15 protein-coding genes are annotated in these 18,210 nt (G+C 62.5%); 5 read left to right on the forward strand and 10 right to left on the reverse strand.

Features of this window, described 5'->3' with window-relative positions:
- Nucleotides 1-123: 123 nt before the first annotated feature.
- The 3 genes from ACJ8HT_RS15295 to ACJ8HT_RS15305 form a co-directional block, all read right to left on the reverse strand.
- A complete protein-coding gene (locus ACJ8HT_RS15295) occupies nucleotides 124-570 on the reverse strand; it encodes a hypothetical protein (RefSeq protein ID WP_194571712.1) in 447 nt (148 codons plus the stop codon).
- A 186-nt stretch (nucleotides 571-756) separates the two neighbouring features.
- Entirely contained in the window at nucleotides 757-1,533 is a 777-nt protein-coding gene (exuR, locus tag ACJ8HT_RS15300; protein WP_033636102.1) for a transcriptional regulator ExuR, read from the reverse strand.
- A 119-nt stretch (nucleotides 1,534-1,652) separates the two neighbouring features.
- Nucleotides 1,653-2,951 carry an MFS transporter gene (locus ACJ8HT_RS15305; RefSeq protein ID WP_070915401.1) on the reverse strand — a complete coding sequence of 433 codons (1,299 nt, stop codon included), beginning with the start codon at nucleotides 2,949-2,951 and terminating at the stop codon, nucleotides 1,653-1,655.
- 77 nt (nucleotides 2,952-3,028) lie between these two features.
- Here ACJ8HT_RS15305 and ACJ8HT_RS15310 point away from each other — a divergent pair, with 77 nt between their 5' ends.
- The 3 genes from ACJ8HT_RS15310 to ACJ8HT_RS15320 are packed head-to-tail and all read left to right on the forward strand — an operon-like array spanning nucleotide 3,029 to nucleotide 6,172.
- Entirely contained in the window at nucleotides 3,029-3,196 is a 168-nt protein-coding gene (locus tag ACJ8HT_RS15310) for a hypothetical protein (RefSeq protein WP_155296937.1), read from the forward strand.
- Between the two features lie 55 nt (nucleotides 3,197-3,251).
- The gene (uxaC, locus tag ACJ8HT_RS15315) at nucleotides 3,252-4,664 is read left to right on the forward strand and encodes a glucuronate isomerase (protein ID WP_197653033.1); all 1,413 of its coding nucleotides are present in this window, start codon (nucleotides 3,252-3,254) and stop codon (nucleotides 4,662-4,664) included.
- 20 nt (nucleotides 4,665-4,684) lie between these two features.
- Entirely contained in the window at nucleotides 4,685-6,172 is a 1,488-nt protein-coding gene (locus tag ACJ8HT_RS15320) for a UxaA family hydrolase (protein WP_197653032.1), read from the forward strand.
- Nucleotides 6,173-6,224: 52 nt separating this feature from the next.
- Here ACJ8HT_RS15320 and sstT read toward each other — a convergent pair whose 3' ends face one another.
- The 5 genes from sstT to ACJ8HT_RS15345 form a co-directional block, all read right to left on the reverse strand.
- The gene (gene sstT, locus ACJ8HT_RS15325; protein WP_070915398.1) at nucleotides 6,225-7,460 is read right to left on the reverse strand and encodes a serine/threonine transporter SstT; all 1,236 of its coding nucleotides are present in this window, start codon (nucleotides 7,458-7,460) and stop codon (nucleotides 6,225-6,227) included.
- Between the two features lie 262 nt (nucleotides 7,461-7,722).
- Nucleotides 7,723-8,691: a TerC family protein gene (locus ACJ8HT_RS15330; protein ID WP_060424713.1), complete on the reverse strand. Its 969-nt coding sequence runs from the start codon at nucleotides 8,689-8,691 to the stop codon at nucleotides 7,723-7,725.
- 252 nt (nucleotides 8,692-8,943) lie between these two features.
- Nucleotides 8,944-9,675, reverse strand: coding sequence for a glutamine amidotransferase (locus tag ACJ8HT_RS15335; protein ID WP_060424716.1), 732 nt, complete (start codon nucleotides 9,673-9,675; stop codon nucleotides 8,944-8,946).
- A 1-nt stretch (nucleotide 9,676) separates the two neighbouring features.
- Nucleotides 9,677-10,657: a Gfo/Idh/MocA family protein gene (locus tag ACJ8HT_RS15340; protein WP_194571495.1), complete on the reverse strand. Its 981-nt coding sequence runs from the start codon at nucleotides 10,655-10,657 to the stop codon at nucleotides 9,677-9,679.
- Between the two features lie 50 nt (nucleotides 10,658-10,707).
- The gene (locus tag ACJ8HT_RS15345) at nucleotides 10,708-11,214 is read right to left on the reverse strand and encodes a M48 metallopeptidase family protein (protein ID WP_004937154.1); all 507 of its coding nucleotides are present in this window, start codon (nucleotides 11,212-11,214) and stop codon (nucleotides 10,708-10,710) included.
- 149 nt (nucleotides 11,215-11,363) lie between these two features.
- Here ACJ8HT_RS15345 and rlmG point away from each other — a divergent pair, with 149 nt between their 5' ends.
- Nucleotides 11,364-12,503, forward strand: coding sequence for a 23S rRNA (guanine(1835)-N(2))-methyltransferase RlmG (gene rlmG, locus ACJ8HT_RS15350; RefSeq protein ID WP_015379148.1), 1,140 nt, complete (start codon nucleotides 11,364-11,366; stop codon nucleotides 12,501-12,503).
- Nucleotides 12,504-12,698: 195 nt separating this feature from the next.
- Here rlmG and ACJ8HT_RS15355 read toward each other — a convergent pair whose 3' ends face one another.
- Nucleotides 12,699-14,720 carry an oxidoreductase gene (locus tag ACJ8HT_RS15355; RefSeq protein WP_197653031.1) on the reverse strand — a complete coding sequence of 674 codons (2,022 nt, stop codon included), beginning with the start codon at nucleotides 14,718-14,720 and terminating at the stop codon, nucleotides 12,699-12,701.
- A gap of 307 nt (nucleotides 14,721-15,027) precedes the next feature.
- On the opposite strand from ACJ8HT_RS15355, the gene ACJ8HT_RS15360 reads away from it, so the two are divergent.
- The gene (locus ACJ8HT_RS15360; RefSeq protein ID WP_197653030.1) at nucleotides 15,028-16,647 is read left to right on the forward strand and encodes an ABC-F family ATP-binding cassette domain-containing protein; all 1,620 of its coding nucleotides are present in this window, start codon (nucleotides 15,028-15,030) and stop codon (nucleotides 16,645-16,647) included.
- Nucleotides 16,648-16,662: 15 nt separating this feature from the next.
- Here ACJ8HT_RS15360 and pdxR read toward each other — a convergent pair whose 3' ends face one another.
- Nucleotides 16,663-18,153 (reverse strand): MocR-like pyridoxine biosynthesis transcription factor PdxR, encoded by a 1,491-nt coding sequence (gene pdxR / locus ACJ8HT_RS15365; RefSeq protein ID WP_197653029.1) that lies wholly within the window; start codon nucleotides 18,151-18,153, stop codon nucleotides 16,663-16,665.
- Nucleotides 18,154-18,210: the final 57 nt, after the last annotated feature.

Genomic DNA, 18,210 nt, shown 5'->3' on the forward strand with positions numbered 1-18,210 from the left:
AACGTCATTGTTTATTTTTATCTCAGCGGCGGAGCGGGCGTGGGCTGAAAGCGCGCGGCGATCCTGAATGCTGATAACGATGAAACGGCGTTGCTTTAAGATTTCTAAGCGGTGCGACACCGGTCATAGGTGGTAAGTCAGCGTGCCACGGTACTGCATGTTGCTTTCTTTCCAGCCGGCCTGCCGGCTCTGTTGCCTGGAGGCGTCCAGCGTCCAGTCGACCTGGGCAAGCCGGTTGGGGGCCGGGGTGTCCTGGCGGGGGAAACGAATTCGGTAGCCCGGCTCTGCGGCCAGGGTATAGACCGGTGCCGGCAGGGAGGACGCGAGCAGCGAACCGGGGAAAGAGTGCGCTCTGGGCAGCAGCAGCGGCAACTTGCCGGGGGCTTTGCGGCGCGCTTCGGCCGGCGCCCGATACACATGATCATAGGGGGAAAGCGCCGGCTCCGCCAGCAGCGGCAGGCTGCTCAGCGCGCTGGGGGTTGGCTTGGGTGACGCCACGCATAGCTGTTGGCCGGAGACCGAACCGGTCCAGCAGAAAACAGCAATCAGCATGGCAAACAACCAGCGCATTTATTCGCGTCCCGCCCCCGCAGCAATGGGTAAAAAAGTGGGCTAACTCTACCAAAATAGCACGATTGGCAACAGGGAAATCTACGTTGCCGACGGTGAAATAGTACACGGCAAACGGCGGTTCCGGCATCGATTCAGCGGATTTTACATTACCTGACATAAGCCGACGGTTTTTGACCGCCGGGGCTATTTCGGCTCGTGGCTCACGCCATCTAGATGCACCACCGGATTCTCGGCGAACAGGTAGCGATCGGCGTTGTATTCAAAGTCGTCGCTGGTGGCGTTAAACAGCATCTGCTTGGTGTTTTCCAGGTGCTGCCACATCGCCAGTTTGGCGGCGTAAGGATCTTTGCGCATCAGCGCCTTGAGGATCTGATCGTGATCGTCGCACCAGCTGGCGATCGAACGTTCGTCGATATGCTCGTGCAGTTTCTTCCAGTAAGGGTTGTTGACCCGCTGCACCCACATTTTTTCCACGATGGTGGCCATGGCGGTGTTCTGGGTGGCCAGCGCCACCTGCACGTGGAACTTCAGATCCCACTGCGAGTCGCGGAAGCGATCCTCTTTGCGGGCGTGCTCCTGGATCTCCATCAACTGCACGATATCTTGTTTGGTCACCTGGGTGGCGGCGAATTCGGCGATGTTGCTTTCGATCAGCTGGCGCGCCTGCAGCAGCTCAAACGGGCCCGCGGTGGCGAACTCGATGCTGTCGCCCGGCACCACCAGGTGTTTTTGCTGGTTGGACACCACGTGGATCCCGGATCCCTTGCGCACGTCCACATAGCCTTCCACTTCCAGCATGATGATCGCTTCGCGCACCACGGTGCGGCTGACATTCATCTCTTCGGCGATGTATCGCTCGGCCGGCAGCTTGTCGCCTACCGGGTAGCGGCCGCTTTCGATACGTTGCTTAAGCTCGGCGGCCAGTTGCTGATACAGGCGTCTGGTTTCGGTGAATTCCATAGTGAATGCTCTATACGGTGCGGTGGGAGGGGGCGCGTGGCCATCGGATTTGTTATACCACTTATTCGGCACCGCTGCCAGAGGAGCAAAAGGCCCGGCCCGGCGGCCGGGCGGCGGGATCAGCTGCGCGCCGGGGACGGTTGCAGCGTGGCGGGTTGAGGTTCGGCGGCCGGGCGGTTTTGCAACACCGTCCAGATGACGATGGCGCCGAGAATGTCGAAGACCGACAGCGCGGCGAACAGCGGACTGAAGCCGAGGGTGTCCGCCAGGGCGCCGACCACCAGGGCGAACAGCGTGCTGGCGGTCCAGGCCGCCATGCCGGTCAGGCCGTTGGCGGTCGCCACCTCATTGCGGCCGAACACGTCGGAAGAGAGGGTGATCAGCGCGCCGGACAGCGCCTGATGGGCGAAGCCGCCGACGCACAGCAGCGCGATAGCCGCATAAGGGCTGGTGAACAGGCCGATCATGCCGGGGCCGATCATCAACACCGCCCCCATCGTCACCACCAGCTTGCGCGAGACGATCAGATTGACCTTGAAATACTTCTGGAACAGCGGCGGCAGGTAGCCGCCGACGATGCAGCCGAGATCGGCGAACAGCATCGGCATCCAGGCGAACATGGCGATCTCTTTCAGATTAAAGCCGTAGGCCTTGAACATGAACAGTGGGATCCAGGCGTTGAAGGTGCCCCAGGCCGGTTCCGCCAGAAAGCGCGGCAGCGCGATGCCCCAGAACTGGCGGTTGCGCACGATCTGCCAGGCGGACATCTTTTTGGCGTTTGAGGTCTGGTGCTGCGCTTCCTGGCCTTCGAGGATGTAACGACGCTCTTCCTGGCTCAGTTTCTTCTGATCTTTCGGGTGCTTGTAGAACAGCAGCCAGCAGATGGCCCAGATCAGGCTCAGCACGCCGGTGATGATGAACGCCATCTCCCAGCTGTGCGCCACGATGGCCCATACCACCAGCGGCGGGGCGATCATGCCGCCGATCGACGAACCGACGTTGAAATAACCGACGGCGATCGAACGCTCTTTGGCCGGAAACCACTCGCTGCTGGCCTTCAGCCCGGCGGGGATCATCGCCGCCTCGGCCATGCCGACCGCGCCGCGCGCCAACGCCAGTCCGCCCCAGCTGTTGGCCAGCGCGGTGCCCATACAGAACACCGCCCAAAGAATGGCGAACATGGCGTAACCGACCTTGGTGCCGAGCACGTCCAACACATAGCCCGCCACCGGCTGCATCACGGTGTAGCAGGCGGAATAGGCGGCGACGATATAGGAATACTGCTGGGTGGTGATGTGCAGCGTATCTTCCAGCGTCGGCGCCGCCACGGCGATGGCGTTGCGGGTCAGGTAACCCAGCACGGTGCCGACGGTCACCAGCCCGATCATGTACCAGCGTAACCCTTTAATTTTACGCATCCGAAATGTCTCCCCGTTTGAAGGTATGGCCGGCGATGCGGCTGGCGAGACAATAACCTGTCATACAGGTTTAAAAGTTGAGTGATATCACAAAAGGAATTATTCGCCTGAGCGATACTGTCGCCGGTGAAATAGGGCGTTTATGCCGCACATCTGTCGTAAAAACGAGCGAAAAAGGGATTGGAGGACAGCAAAACGGCAGATGGCGGGAAAAATTTGCTGGACGCTTGCTAAAATTGGTGTGATAACTTTTGTGATTCTATCCCTGTGCCGCACGGCAAGTAAGGTAAGGAGCCCGAGATGGCGACGTTTTTGAGCGAAGATTTCCTGCTGGACAGCGAATTTGCCCGGCGTTTGTACCATGACTACGCGGCGCAGCAGCCGATTTTCGACTACCACTGCCATTTGCCGCCGCAGCAGATTGCGGAGAATACCCGCTTCAGCAACCTGTACGATATCTGGCTGCGGGGCGATCACTACAAATGGCGGGCGATGCGCACCAACGGCGTGGCAGAGCGGCTGTGCACCGGCGATGCGGGCGATCGCGAGAAATTCGACGCCTGGGCCGCCACGGTGCCGCACACCATCGGCAACCCGCTCTATCACTGGACACACCTGGAGCTGCGCCGGCCGTTCGGCATCACCGGGACGCTGCTGTCGCCGAGCACGGCGGATGAGATCTGGCAGCGCGGCAATGCGCTGCTGGCGCAGGATGAGTTTCGCGCGCGCGGCATCATGCGGCAGATGAACGTGAAAATGGTCGGTACCACTGACGATCCGATCGACGATCTGCGCCACCATCGGGCGATCGTCGACGATCATAGCTTCGATATCAAGGTGTTGCCGAGCTGGCGGCCAGACAAGGCCTTCGCCATCGATGCGCCCGGCTTCAATGACTATCTGCGGCAGCTGGAGGCGGCGGCGGACACCGCCATCGGCCGTTTCAGCACGCTGTGCGACGCCCTGCACAAGCGTATGGATCACTTCGCCGCCCACGGTTGCAAGGTGGCCGACCATGCGCTGGACGTGGTGGTGTTCGGCGAGGCCGATGAAGCGACGCTGGATGCGATCCTGCTGCGTCGCCTGAACGGCGAGCTGCCGACGCCGGAACAGAGCGCGCAGTTCAAAAGCGCGGTGCTGCTGTTCCTGGCCGGCGAATACCGGCGCCGCGGCTGGGTGCAGCAATATCACATCGGCGCGCTGCGCAATAACAACAGCCGCATGTTGGCCGCCGTCGGGCCGGATATCGGCTTCGACTCGATCAACGATCGGCCGCTGGCGGAGCCGCTGTCGCGGCTGCTGGATGCCCAGGCGCGGCAGGGCGGCCTGCCGAAAACCATTCTCTATTGCCTCAACCCGCGCGATAACGAAGTGATCGGCACCATGATCGGCAATTTCCAGGGGGAAGGCACGCCGGGCAAGATGCAGTTTGGCTCCGGCTGGTGGTTCAACGATCAGAAGGACGGCATGCAGCGCCAAATGACGCAGCTGGCGCAACTCGGGCTGCTGAGCCGCTTCGTCGGCATGCTGACCGACAGTCGCAGCTTCCTGTCGTATACGCGCCATGAATACTTCCGCCGCATCCTTTGCCAGATGATCGGCCGCTGGGTGACGGACGGCGAAGCGCCGGCCGATATCGCGCTGCTGGGCGGGATGGTGAAAAACATCTGCTTCGACAACGCCAAAGATTATTTCGCCATTGACCTGGCGTAGCCGTTATCCGGGACCGGTTTATGCAAAGTACGATAAAGATTCACGAGCAGGATAACGTGGCGGTAGCGCTGCGCGACCTGGCCGCCGGAGACACGGTTGAGCTGGCAGGCGTCGCCGTTCCGCTGGCGCAGCCGGTGGCGCGCGGGCACAAGATTGCGCTCGGCCCGATCGCCGAGGGCGAGGACATCATCAAATATGGCCAGCCGATCGGCCACGCGCTCGTGGCCATCGGCCCTGGGGAGCATATTCATTCGCAAAACGCCAAAACCAACCTGAGCGATCTGGACAGCTACCGTTACCAGCCGCAGTTCCCGGCGTTGCCGCCGCAGGCGGCGGATCGCGAGGTGCAGCTGTACCGCCGGGCCGGCGGCGACGTGGGGATCCGCAACGAACTGTGGATCGTGCCGACCGTCGGCTGCGTCAACGGCATCGCCCGCCAGATCCAGCAGCGCTTTTTGCAGCAAACGCAGGCGGAGGGGATCGACGGCGTGCATCTGTTCAGCCATCCGTTCGGCTGCTCGCAGCTGGGGCAGGATCATGCCAACACCCGCATCATGCTGCAGAACATGGCGCGCCATCCCAACGCCGGCGCGGTGCTGGTGATCGGGCTGGGGTGCGAGAACAATCAGGTGGATGCCTTTCGCGCCACGCTGGGGATGGCGGACGAGCGGCGGCTGCGCTTTATGGTGTGCCAACAGCAGGACGACGAGGTGGAGGCCGGGCTGGCTCTGTTGCACGAGCTGTACCGGGAGATGCGCCACGATCGCCGCGAGCCGGGCTGCCTGAGCGAGCTGAAGTTCGGCCTGGAGTGCGGCGGTTCGGACGGATTGTCGGGCATCACCGCCAACCCGCTGTTGGGGCGCTTTTCCGACTATGTGATCGCCAACGGCGGCACCACGGTGCTGACCGAAGTGCCGGAGATGTTCGGCGCCGAACGCATTCTGATGAGCCGCTGCCGCGATGGGGAGACCTTCGACAAAACCGTCGACATGATCAACGATTTCAAACGCTATTTCATCGCCCATCAGCAGCCGATATACGAGAACCCGTCGCCGGGCAACAAGGCCGGCGGCATCACCACGCTGGAGGAGAAATCGCTCGGCTGCACCCAAAAAGCGGGCCTGAGCCAGGTGGTGGACGTGCTGAAGTACGGTGAGCGGCTGCGTGTGCCGGGGCTGAATCTGCTCAGCGCGCCGGGCAACGATGCGGTGGCGACCAGCGCGCTGGCCGGTGCCGGCTGCCATATGGTGCTGTTCAGCACCGGGCGCGGCACGCCGTACGGCGGCTTTGTGCCGACGGTGAAGCTGGCCACCAACAGCGAGCTGGCGGCAAAGAAACCGCACTGGATCGATTTCGACGCCGGCGGCCTGATCCACGGCGTGGCGATGGAGACCTTGCTCGGCCGCTTCGTCGATCTGATCGTCGAGATCGCCAACGGCCGCCCGGCGCGCAATGAAGCCAACGATTTCCGCGAGCTGGCGATCTTTAAAAGCGGGGTGACGCTCTAACGCTGACAAAAAAGGCGCTCGAGGGAGCGCCTTTTTATGAAGCAACTTGCGCTTAACGCACCTTCAGCGGGTCTTCGTTCGCCAGCCGTTGATCTTCCGCTTGGCAGGCCGCGGCGGTGAACAGCACGTCGGTGGAGGAGTTGAGGGCGGTTTCCGCCGAATCCTGCAGCACGCCGATGATAAAGCCGACCGCCACCACTTGCATCGCCACGTCGTTCGGGATGCCGAACATGTTGCACGCCAGCGGGATCAGCAGCAGCGAGCCGCCGGCCACGCCGGAGGCGCCGCAGGCGCACAGGGCGGCCACCACGCTCAGCAGCAGGGCGGTCGGTACGTCCACCGCGATGCCCAGCGTGTTCACCGCCGCTAGCGTCAGTACGGTGATGGTGATCGCCGCACCGGCCATGTTGATGGTTGCACCCAGCGGGATGGAAACCGAGTAGGTGTCCTCATTCAGGTTCAACTTCTTGCACAGCTCCATGTTCACCGGGATGTTGGCGGCGGAGCTGCGGGTGAAGAAGGCGGTCACGCCGCTCTCGCGCAGGCAGGCGAACACCAACGGATACGGGTTGCGGCGGATTTTCCAGTAAACGATCAGCGGGTTGAGCACCAGCGCCACCAGCAGCATGCAGCCGAGCAGCACCATCAGCAACTGGGCGTATCCCCACAGCACGCCGAAGCCGGTTTCCGCCAGAGTGGAAGCCACCAGGCCGAAGATGCCGAGCGGCGCACAGCGGATCACCGCGCGCACCACCAGCGTAACCGCATGGGACATGTCGTTGATCAGCCCTTTAGTGGTTTCGGAAGCGTGGCGCAGCGCCAGCCCCAGCCCGACGGCCCACGCCAGAATACCGATGTAGTTGGCGTTAATCAGCGCATGGAACGGGTTGGCCACCACGCTCATCAACAGGCCTTTCATCACGTCCACGATGCCGCCCGGCGGGGTAATGTCCGTCGCGCCGGTGGTCAGCGCCAGCGTAGAAGGGAAGATAAAGCTGACGACGACCGCCACCAGCGCGGCGGCAAAGGTGCCCAGCAGGTAGAGGAACAGGATCGGGCGAATGTTGGTCTTCTGCCCCTGTTTATGGTTGGCGATCGAGGCCATCACCAGAATCAGCACCAGCACCGGAGCCACCGCTTTCAGCGCGCCGACGAACAGGGTACCGAGCAGGCCGACGGCCGCAGCGGCTGCCGGCGAAACCAGCGCCACCAGAATGCCGGCCACCAGGCCGACCATGATTTGTTTGACCAGGCTACCCTGCGTGATCCTTTGTAATAGTTTTTGCATAGTGCTTTCTTCCTGATGTTATCTGGCCGCCGCGGCGGGAACGACGCCGGGTAGCTTTATATGATTCTGTAACTAAGTGTGTTTGCCGAATCAGTATTCAGCAATCGAATGATGTTGGAAAGAGGCGGGGATGAAATTCTGAGCGCGGATCAACACTTGATAACATACTGGTTACATTTGTGTGATCGCAATAACGTTTGGCGTTTTGGGGGAATTGCCAAACAATCGCGGGGCGACTAGCGCCCCGGATAACAGATTGTGGTTATTTCTTCGCCAGGCGATCGTTGCGGCGATTGACCCAGGCGTTGATCAGCAAGGTAAGCGTCAGGATGCCTGCCACCACGCCGAGCGACACGCCGATCGGGATGTGGAAGAAGTCGATAATCAGCATCTTGATGCCGATAAACACCAGGATCACCGACAGGCCATATTTCAGCATCGAGAAACGCTCCGCTACGTTGGCCAGCAGGAAGTACATGGCGCGCAGACCCATGATGGCAAACAGGTTGGAGGTCAGGACGATGAACGGATCGGTGGTCACGGCGAAGATCGCCGGGATGCTGTCCACCGCGAAGATCACGTCGCTCAGTTCGACCAGGATCAGCACCAGCACCAGCGGGGTGGCGAACAGGATGCCGTTGCGGCGCACGAAAAAGCGCTCGCCTTCCAGGCTGTCGGTCATGCGCAGGTGGCTGCGCAGCCATTTCACCAGCGGCTTGTCGCCGATCGCCGAGTCATCTTCCTTCGCCAGCGCCATCTTGATACCGGTGAACAGCAGGAAGGCGCCGAACAGATACAGCAGCCACTGGAACTGGCTGACCAGCCAGCTGCCGGCGAAGATCATGATGGTACGCAGCACGATCGCGCCCAGCACGCCGTAGATCAGCACCCGCCGCTGCAGGTTGGCCGGCACGGCGAAGTAGCTGAACAGCATCAGCCAGACGAACACGTTATCCACCGCCAGCGCTTTTTCGATCAGGTAGCCGGTCAGGAAGGCCAGCGCCTGGGTATCGGCGACGGCGCGCCCGGCGGTTTCATTCAGGTAGTACCAGAAACCGAAATTGAACAGCAGGGAGAGGCTGACCCACACCAGCGACCAGCTGGCGGCCTGCTTCAGGGTCATGGTGTGCGCGCCTTTACGGCCCTGCAACAGGAGGTCGATTGCGAGCATCACGACTATGACGGCGGCGAAGCTGCCCCATAACCACGGTGTGCCAACGGAATTCATCATCAGAGGTATCCTTCAAAAACAAAAACGGCCAACGTCGGAAGACGCCAGCCGCTCTGTGAACGCTGCAAGCAAACCTCGCCTTCCGGCAAGGTCTCACTTACAACGTTGATGAAGGTGGTTACACCTTTGACATCAGGTTGCCCGGTAACCGGATGCTTGCGCATCGTAATGACGATTGACCGGCAATGAAGTTACTCCCCTTTGCAGAGCAGAAAGTAATGCAAAATGTGTCGGCGGTCAACGTGAATCGCGTTAGCCGGCCATCGCTTTTTGCGCGCCGAGGCTGACGACGAATCCCTGCAGCAGCAGGCGGCTGAACGGCGTGTCGCTAACCTGTTGTTGTTGCTGTTGATAGCGGGCTTGTTGCTCGGGATGCAGTTCGCCGAGCCACTGCAGATACTGGCTCATCACCGCGCCGTTGAATTCCGGATGGAACTGGGTGGTCAGGGCGTGATCGCCATAGCGCAGGATCTGGTGCGCGTCCTGCTGCGAACGCGCCAGCGTCTGCGCGCCGGCGGGCGGCGTCAGCACGCTCTGCGAATGGATAAGGTTGGCCTTGAAACGCGGCGGCAGCAGGGTGAGGCGCCGGTCTTCGGCTGCGGCGGGCAGCAGTTCGATCTCCAGCGTACCCACCTCCATGCCCTGCGGGTGGTAGCCCACTTCGCCGCCGAGCGCGTAGGCCAGCAGCTGGTGGCCGTAGCAGACGCCGAACAACGGCAGTTTGATCGCCATAGCCTGACGCAGCCATTCGGCGGCTTCCTCGCTCCACGGCAGCTGTTCGGTCACCATCGCCGGCGACCCGGTGATGACCACGCCGCAATAGGCGGCCGGCGGCAACGGCCGTTCGCCGGCGGGAAGATGCACGATGTGCGCGCGTTCGGCGTCAATGTTGCCCTGTTGCAGGAACATACCTTCAAAGTTGGCCAGTTCCTGGCGAATGGCTTGCGGCGCGTCGCCGGTTTGCATCACGAGCAGCGGTTTCATCTCATTCTCCGTCGGCGGGGAAGACGACGCCGGTCTGACGGCGGATGTCGGTCAGCAGGCGGGCGACGATCAGCGAATTCTCCAGCCCCGGGTGTTCCACCTGATGCTTCTCAATCAGCTCGGCGAAGGCCAGCGCTTCATACAGCATGGTATTGATGTGCTGCGTCTGGCTCAGATCCTGGCGGTTGCCGCCGCGCGGCGTCAGCGCCACGCCCTGACACTCGGAAATCTTGTCGATAATCAGCGTGCCTTCTTCCCCCTGGATCTCGCTGGGGATCGCCGAGTCGCTGACCTTGGAATGGGAAAGCGTGACGTCGAAATCACCGTAGTTCAGGCAGACGGTGCCGTGGGCGTCCACGCCGGTATCCAGCAGCGTGGCGCTGGCCAGCACCGACTGCGGCGCGCCGAACAGCGCTACCGCGCTGGCCAGGCAGTAGTAGCCGATGTCCATGATCGAGCCGTTGGAGAACTGGGGGTTAAAGGTGTTGGGGTTCTCGCCGGCGAGATAGCGCGGGTAGCGCGAAGAGTATTGGCAATAGTTGATAAAGGCTTTGCGCAGCCGGCCGACTTTCGGCAATGCCTGCTGCAGCGCCAGGAAATTCGGCAAGTAGGCGCTTTTGAACGCTTCGAACAGCACCACCTGATTTTCCCGCGCGCAGGCTACCAGCTGTTCCGCTTCGTGCTGGTTGGAGGCCAGCGGCTTTTCGCAGATCACGTGTTTTTTATGGCGCAGGAACAGCAGCGATTGCGGGCAGTGCAGGGAATTGGGGCTGGCGATATACACCGCGTCTATGGCGTCAGACTGTGCCATCGCCTCGAGCGAGTCGAAAAACTGCGTGACCTGATAGTTGGCGCCAAACGCCTGCGCCTGGTCCAGCGAGCGTGAATACACGGCGCTCAGCTTGAGTTTGCCGCTTTCATGGGCGGCATCGATAAAACGTTCCGTAATCCAGTTGGTGCCGACGACGGCAAAGCGAATCATGGCGAGCTCCGGTCCAGGCCTAAAACCGCAGATTATCACGCTCTCACTCGCTATGCATACAGCTCGCCGAACAGCGAAAGGTGCGTCAGATACAGCCGGGTATCGAACTCCAGCTGGTGGTAATCCGGCTCCATATGGCAGCACAGGCTGTAGAACGCCTTGTTGTGATCTTTCTCTTTCAGGTGCGCCAGCTCATGCACCACGATCATGCGCAGGAAGGGTTCGGGCGCCACCTTGAACACCGTCGCCACGCGGATTTCCGCCTTGGCCTTCAGCTTGCCGCCCTGCACGCGTGAGATGGCGGTGTGCAGGCCAAGCGCGTGCTTCATGACGTGGATCTTGCTGTCGTAGGCCACCTTGCTCAGCGGCTGGGCGTTGCGCAGATACTGGTTTTTCAGATCGACGGTAAACTGATACAGCGACTTGTCGGTGGTACAGTCGTGCACCTGCGGATAGCGCTGCAGCAGTACGTCTCCCAGCCGGTTTTGATGGATCAGTTGCTGCACCTGGCTTTGCAGATGCGTTGGGTAGCCTTGCAGGTAGGTCAATTCAGACATTCTTGTTCCGTATCAACGGCCATTCAGCCGGTCATTCTATGCTGTTTTTTCGCTCAAATCCTGACATACGCAATTTATCCGAAAAAACATTTTACTGACGGGCGTTTTTAGGGGATAAACAGCCCAAATTTTATCAGTCAGGAGGGGCAATGAGCCAACTCGATCTGGGAACACAGCAACTTGAGCTGGAGCGTTATCCCCAACAGGAAGAATCCACCCAGCTGCAGGCGTGGGAAGCGGCGGATGAATATCTGCTGCAACAGCTTGAAAACGTAGATATCGGCGGCCGTCCGGTGCTGATTTTCAACGATAACTTCGGCACCCTGGCCTGTGCGCTGCACGCGCATCGCCCTTACAGCGTCAGCGACTCGTACATGAGCCAGCTGGCAACGCGCCACAACCTCAAGCTCAACGGTTTGGATCCCGAGCAGGTCACGCTGTTGGACAGCCTGGCCGAGCTGCCGGCGGCGCCGGCGGTGGTGCTGATTCGCGTGCCGAAGGCGCTGGCGCTGCTGGAGCAGCAGCTGCGCGCGCTGCGCCACGTCGTGACCGAAGACACGCTGATCGTCGCCGGCGCCAAGGCGCGCGACGTGCATACCTCGACTATGCAGCTGTTTGAAAAGGTACTGGGCCCGACGCGCACCAGCCTGGCGTGGAAGAAAGCGCGCCTGATCTTCTGCCAGGCGGCGGATATCGTCCCACCGGCGGCGGCGGAAACCACCGACTGGACGCTGGACGGCACCGATTGGCTTATCCATAACCACGCCAACGTCTTCTCGCGCGGCAGCCTGGATATCGGCGCGCGCCTGTTTATGGAACATCTGCCGCGTGGCCTGAACGGCCACATCGTCGATCTGGGCTGCGGCAACGGCGTGATTGGCCTGACGGCGCTGGCGCAAAACCCGGAAGCGCAGGTGACCTTCGTCGATGAATCTTACATGGCGGTGGCCTCCAGCGAGCTGAACGTGGAGCACAACCTGCCGCAAGAGCTGGATCGTTGCCAGTTTGAGGTGAACAACGCGCTGGCGGGCATCGAGCGCGAAAGCGTGCAGGCGGTGCTGTGCAACCCGCCGTTCCACCAGCAGCACGCCATTACCGATCACACCGCCTGGCAGATGTTCTGCGACGCCAAGCGCTGCCTGCAGGTAGGCGGCGAATTGCGCATCGTCGGCAACCGCCACCTCGACTATCACCAGAAGCTCAAACGTCTGTTCGGCAACTGCACGCTGGTGGCCTCGAACAAGAAGTTCGTGATCTTGAGAGCGGTGAAATCCGGCGCGCGTCGCTGAGCATGATGACCAAGGGGCGCGGTGCGCCCCTCAGGCTGTTGACAAAAGGGGGAAAAAGCGTGGTTTTTCCCCCTTTTGTGGTTATCAGCCGAAAATCAATAAATTGATTTTCCTTGTTTTCTATTCGCTGCTCTCTGCCACCCGGCATGGGGATGAGGTTTGTCATCAATATCAGGGGCGCTGTGCGCCCCTTTTTTACAGCGCCATCGCCAGCCGCGTACCCTGATCGATCGCGCGGCGGGCGTCCAGCTCGGCGGCCACGTCGGCGCCGCCGATCAGATGCACGGTTTTCCCCATCGCCAGCAGCGGTTGCTGCAGCTCGCGGCGCGGTTCCTGCCCGGCGCAGATGACCACCGTGTCTACCGGCAGACAGCTGTCCTGCTCGGCGCGGGTGATGTGCAGTCCTTCGTCGTCGATCAGCCGATAGCTGACGCTGTTGAGCATCTTCACACCGCGCATCGCCAGGCTGGCGCGGTGGATCCAACCGGTGGTTTTCCCCAGGCCTTCGCCCACTTTGCTGGTTTTGCGCTGCAGCAGATAGATTTGCCGCGCGGCGCGCGGTGCCTGCGGCCCTTGCGCCGCCAGCCCGCCGCGCTGCTCAAGGCGGCCGTCGATGCCCCATTCGCGGTTGAATTCCGCCTGATCCAGGCTGCTGGATACGCCGTGCTGGCTGAGGTACTCGGCGGTGTCGAAGCCGATGCCGCCGGCGCCGACGATCGCCACCCGCTGACCGACCGGTTTTTTATCGCGCAGCACGTCCAGATAGCTCAGCACCTTGGCGTGGCCGATGCCGGGGATGTCCGGGGTACGCGGCACGATGCCGCAGGCGAGGATCACTTCGTCGAATTCGCTTAAATCCGCCGCCTCGACCTTGACGCCCAGCCTGACCGTCACTTCGCGCAGCGCCAACTGGCGGCGGAAGTAACGCAGGGTTTCATGGAATTCTTCCTTGCCGGGGATCTGCTTGGCGATGTTGAATTGGCCGCCGATCTGCTCGGCGGCGTCGAACAGCGTCACCTGATGGCCGCGGCTGGCGGCGGTGGTGGCGAAGGCCAACCCGGCGGGGCCGGCGCCGATCACCGCCAGCTTTTTCGGTTTCTCCGCCATCGTCAACGGCATTTCGGTTTCGCGGCAGGCGCGCGGGTTGACCAGGCAAGACGTCAGCTTGCCTTCAAAAATCTGGTCGAGACAGGCCTGGTTGCAACCGATACAGGTATTGATCTCGTCGGCGCGTCCCTCGGCGGCTTTCTGCACAAAAGCGGCATCGGCGAGGAACGGGCGCGCCATCGACACCATGTCGGCGCAGCCGTCCGCCAGCACCTGCTCGGCCACCGCCGGATCGTTGATGCGGTTGGTGGTGATCAGCGGAATACCCACCTTGCCCATCAGCTTGCGGGTCACCCAGCTGAACCCGGCGCGCGGCACCATGGTGGCGATGGTCGGGATGCGCGCCTCGTGCCAGCCGATGCCGGTATTGATGATCGTGGCGCCCGCCTGTTCGACCGCCAGCGCCAGCTGTTCAATCTCCTGCCAGCTGGAACCGTCTTCCACCAGATCGAGCATCGACAGCCGGTAGATCAAAATGAATTCCGCGCCCACCGCCTGGCGCACCGCCCGCACGATCTCGACGGCGAAGCGCATGCGGTTGGTGAAGCTGCCGCCCCAGCGATCGTCGCGCTGGTTGGTGCGTGCCGCCAAAAATTGGTTGATCAGGTAGCCTTCGGAACCCATCACCTCAACGCCGTCGTAGCCGGCCTGTTGCGCCAGCGCCGCGCAGCGGGCGAAGTCGGCGATGGTCTGCTCGATCTCTGCTTCACTCAGCGCGCTTGGCGCGAAGGGATTGATCGGCGCCTGCAGCGCGGAAGGGCCCACCGGGTGCGGCTGATAGCTGTAGCGGCCGGCATGCAGGATCTGCAGCGCTATCTTGCCGCCCGCGCGATGAACGGCCTCGGTGACCGGCCGATGGTGAGGCAGTTGCGCCTCGTTGTTGAGGGTGGAACCGCCGTGATACACCACGCCTTTGTCATTGGGCGCGATGCCGCCGGTGACGATCAGGGCCACGCCGGCGGCGGCGCGCTCGGCATAGAATGCGGCCAGGCGCTGCGGGCCGTCGGGCAGCTCTTCCAGGCCGGTATGCATCGATCCCATCAGCACCCGGTTTTTCAGGGTGGTGAAGCCGAGATCCAGCGGCGCCAGCAGGTGAGGGTAATTGCTCATTGCACTCTCCATCGGGTGAAGTCGGGGCCCGTTGTTATAATTATGTGAACATAAGTGGTCGGATGAGATAAATCTAGCCGTTGTCGCGCCGCTTGGGAATCTGCGTTGTGCCGAATGTGATAGACGTCATGAATCTCAGGCACCGTTTGCATAACGAACAAAAGATCGGTTAACCTTTGCGCGTTGTAAATTCCTTCTCTCTGCGGAGCCATAACCGAAAATGAACAACCACACCTGTTGATATCTGGTCCCACGCTGTGCGCTCCCGCGCCCTGTGGGGATGTTTTGATCTCATTCAGGAGTGCTTATGGCTCATTTTGCGCAGTCCCCTTATTTCGTTTTACATCAACTGACCTGCCAATTTGCTGACGGCGAAACGCTGTTCGGCCCGCTGGATCTCGCTTTCGATCGGTCGCGCTGCGGCCTGGTGGGGCGCAACGGCGCCGGCAAAACCCAGCTGCTGCGCCTGATCGCCGGGCTGGATCGGCCGGGCAACGGGCACGTCGAATCCCATGCCGCATTGGCTTACGTTGCACAGCAGCCGGAGATCGCGGCGAACACCACGCTGGCGCAGCTGCTGGGTTACGGAGAGGTCTTCGCCGCGCTGGCGCGCATCGAGCAGGGGCGGCCGTTGGCGGACGACATCGATCGTCTGGAAGGGCGCTGGGATCTTAACGATCGCCTGCAAAGCGCCTTCGCCGCCGCCGGGTTGCCGGCCTTCGAGCCGCTGCGAGCCGCAAGCTCACTGAGCGGCGGCGAACGGATGCGCGCAGCGCTGTGCGGTGCTTTTCTGGGGGAGGCGGATTATCTGCTGCTGGACGAACCGACCAACCACCTCGACAGTGCCGGGCGTGCCTGGCTGTATCAGCAGTTGGATCAGTGGCGCGGCGGGCTGCTGATCGCCAGCCATGACCGGCAGCTGCTGGGGCGTATGGAGCGCATCGTCGAACTGACGCCCGGCGCGCTGCGCAGCTACGGCGGCAACTACGACGACTACCGGCGCCAGCGCGACACGGAGCAGCAGGCGGCGCGCGCCGATCTGGAGCATGCGCGCGAGGAGCGCCGCCGCACACGCGCCCGCCAGCAGAAAGAGCACGACATGAGCCAGCGGCGCTCGGCGCAAACGCTGCGCGTCGTCGATACGCTGAATATCGCCTCTTTCGAACGGGTAGCCTACAAATCGGCGGCGAAGGAGAGCCTCGGCACGCTGCGCAAACAGCATCAGGATCAGCGTGACAGCCTCGATGCGGCGGTGCGCGAGGCCTATCAGCGGGTGGAGGACGAGCAGCCGGTGTTGCTGGCGCTGCCGGGCAGCGAAGTGAGCGCGAACAAGCAGGTGCTGGTGCTCGAGCAGCTGCAGCTGCCGTTCGTCAGCGCGCCGCCGCTGGATCTGCGGATCGACGGCCCGATGCGCGTGGCGTTGACCGGCCCCAACGGCTGCGGCAAGTCCACCTTGCTGAAAACCGTTCTCGGTCAGCTGGCGGCGCTTTCCGGCCATTGTCATTGCCCGCTGTCGACGGCCTACCTCGATCAAACCCTGTCGCAGCTCGACCCGAGTCTGTCGGTGATGGACCATCTGGGGCTGCAGGATTCGCCGCTGGCGGAAGGCGCGTTGCGCACCCGGCTGGCGCAGCTGCAGCTTGGCGCGGATCGCATCGCGCTGCCGCTGGGCTCGCTGAGCGGCGGCGAATGGCTCAAGGCGGCGCTGGCCTGCGCGCTGTGGCGGCGACAACCGGCGCAGCTGCTGTTGCTGGACGAACCGACCAACCACTTGGATCTGGCGTCGTCGCTGGCGATCGAAACTGCCCTGGCGGATTTTCCCGGCGCGATGCTGGTGGTATCGCACGACGAAGACTTCCTGCAGGCGCTGCGGCCGACGCACCGCCTGAACCGGCAGGCGGATGGCTGGCGGCTTCAGGCCTGGTAACGCGCAAAGGCGGCCCTAGGGGGCCGCCTTTTTCATCTCGGGCGCGTTAATGCACGCCAGCAGCTGGGTGAAGGCCGCGGCCATCTGCTCTTCCGGTACGCAGGCAAACCCCATCAACAGGCCGCGCCGGCGGTTGGGTAGCATGTAGTAGCGCGACAGCGGCCGCACCAGCACCCCCTGCGCGCCGGCGGCGGCGGCGATCGCCACGTCGTCGGCCTCGTCCTGCAGGTTGAGGATCAGGTGCAATCCGGCGTTGCTGTTGAATTCGCTGAGCGCCTGTTTGCCGAGGTGCTGTTCGATCAATCCGGTCAGGAAGGCGCGCCGCCGGGCGTACAGCAACCGCATGCGGCGGATATGTGCGGTGTAGTGCCCCGCCTGAATAAACTCCGCCAGCGCGCTCTGGATCAGCAGGTGCCCGCCGCGGTACAGCTCGGCGTGGGCGGTTTTCAGCGCTTGCACCAGCGGCGGCGGCAACACCACATAGCCGAGGCGCAGCGCCGGGTAGAGCGTTTTGCTGAAGGTGCCGATGTAAATCACCGGCGCGTCGGCCTCCAGCCCTTGCAGCGCCGGGATCGGTTGGCCGGAAAAGCGGAATTCGCTGTCGTAGTCGTCCTCGACGATCCAGCCGCCGGCGTTGCGCGCCAGCGCCAGCAGCCGTTGGCGGCGCGCCAGGCTCATCACCGAGCCGAGCGGATACTGGTGCGACGGGGTCACGAAGATCAGCCGCGGTGGGTTGGTCGGCTGCTCCGGCGGCACCAGCCCGGCTTCGTCCACCGCCAGCGGGCAGATGTTCAGCGCATTGATGCGCAGGATATTGCGGATCCCCCAATAGCCCGGCTCTTCGATCCAGGCGTCATCCCCCGGATTGCACAGCATGCGCGTCACCAGATCGATCGCCTGATGGATGCCCTCGGTGATCAGGATCTGTTCCGGCGAACAGCGCACCGAGCGCGCCACCCGTAAATACTCCACCAGCGCATGCTGCAGCTCCGGGCTACCGCCCTGATTGCTGTAGGTCAGCCGCTGCGGCGCCGGGCGGCGGCTGAGGCGCGCCTGGATCTTGCTGAACAGCTGATGGGGGAAGGCGTTGACGTCGGGCACGCCGGGAATGAATGCCCCCCACTGTTTGGGGCTGGCGCTGGCGTGGTGCAGCAGCGTGGCGCCGCGCTCCGACAGTTCGACGCGGCGCGGTTGCCCGCTGCCGTCCGCCGGGGCGCCACCGGTGGAGAGGCAGCTGTCCGGCACCGTGTCGGCGACGAAGGTGCCGCTGCCGGCGCGCGCCGACACGTAACCTTCCGCCAATAGTTGTTCATAAACGGTTAACACGGTGTTGCGGGACAGGCTGAGTTCCTGCGCCAGATCGCGCGAGGCGGGCAGGCGGCTGGAGGGTGGCAGGCTGCCGTCGAGAATGCTGGTGCGGATCGCGTTGTAAAGCCGCTTGTGCAGCTTGTCATCGGGCTGCTCGCCGAGGCGCTGCAGCAACAGATCACCACTCAATGAGCGCAATTGGATCCCTCAATTATTCGTAACTGGCACTCGATTATAGGGCCACATCCTGTGTAA

Source organism: Serratia sp. CY44782 (genome assembly GCF_052168715.1).
Lineage (GTDB): Bacteria > Pseudomonadota > Gammaproteobacteria > Enterobacterales > Enterobacteriaceae > Serratia > Serratia nevei.

Coding starts and splice junctions, on each gene's coding strand:
- rlmG (WP_015379148.1), top strand. CDS start 11,364: ATGAGCCAACTCGATCTGGGAACACAGCAACTTGAGCTGGAGCGTTAT.
- ACJ8HT_RS15305 (WP_070915401.1), bottom strand. CDS start 2,951: ATGCGTAAAATTAAAGGGTTACGCTGGTACATGATCGGGCTGGTGACC.
- ACJ8HT_RS15330 (WP_060424713.1), bottom strand. CDS start 8,691: ATGATGAATTCCGTTGGCACACCGTGGTTATGGGGCAGCTTCGCCGCC.
- ACJ8HT_RS15335 (WP_060424716.1), bottom strand. CDS start 9,675: ATGAAACCGCTGCTCGTGATGCAAACCGGCGACGCGCCGCAAGCCATT.
- ACJ8HT_RS15295 (WP_194571712.1), bottom strand. CDS start 570: ATGCGCTGGTTGTTTGCCATGCTGATTGCTGTTTTCTGCTGGACCGGT.
- exuR (WP_033636102.1), bottom strand. CDS start 1,533: ATGGAATTCACCGAAACCAGACGCCTGTATCAGCAACTGGCCGCCGAG.
- ACJ8HT_RS15360 (WP_197653030.1), top strand. CDS start 15,028: ATGGCTCATTTTGCGCAGTCCCCTTATTTCGTTTTACATCAACTGACC.
- sstT (WP_070915398.1), bottom strand. CDS start 7,460: ATGCAAAAACTATTACAAAGGATCACGCAGGGTAGCCTGGTCAAACAA.
- uxaC (WP_197653033.1), top strand. CDS start 3,252: ATGGCGACGTTTTTGAGCGAAGATTTCCTGCTGGACAGCGAATTTGCC.
- ACJ8HT_RS15320 (WP_197653032.1), top strand. CDS start 4,685: ATGCAAAGTACGATAAAGATTCACGAGCAGGATAACGTGGCGGTAGCG.
- ACJ8HT_RS15355 (WP_197653031.1), bottom strand. CDS start 14,720: ATGAGCAATTACCCTCACCTGCTGGCGCCGCTGGATCTCGGCTTCACC.
- ACJ8HT_RS15340 (WP_194571495.1), bottom strand. CDS start 10,657: ATGATTCGCTTTGCCGTCGTCGGCACCAACTGGATTACGGAACGTTTT.
- ACJ8HT_RS15345 (WP_004937154.1), bottom strand. CDS start 11,214: ATGTCTGAATTGACCTACCTGCAAGGCTACCCAACGCATCTGCAAAGC.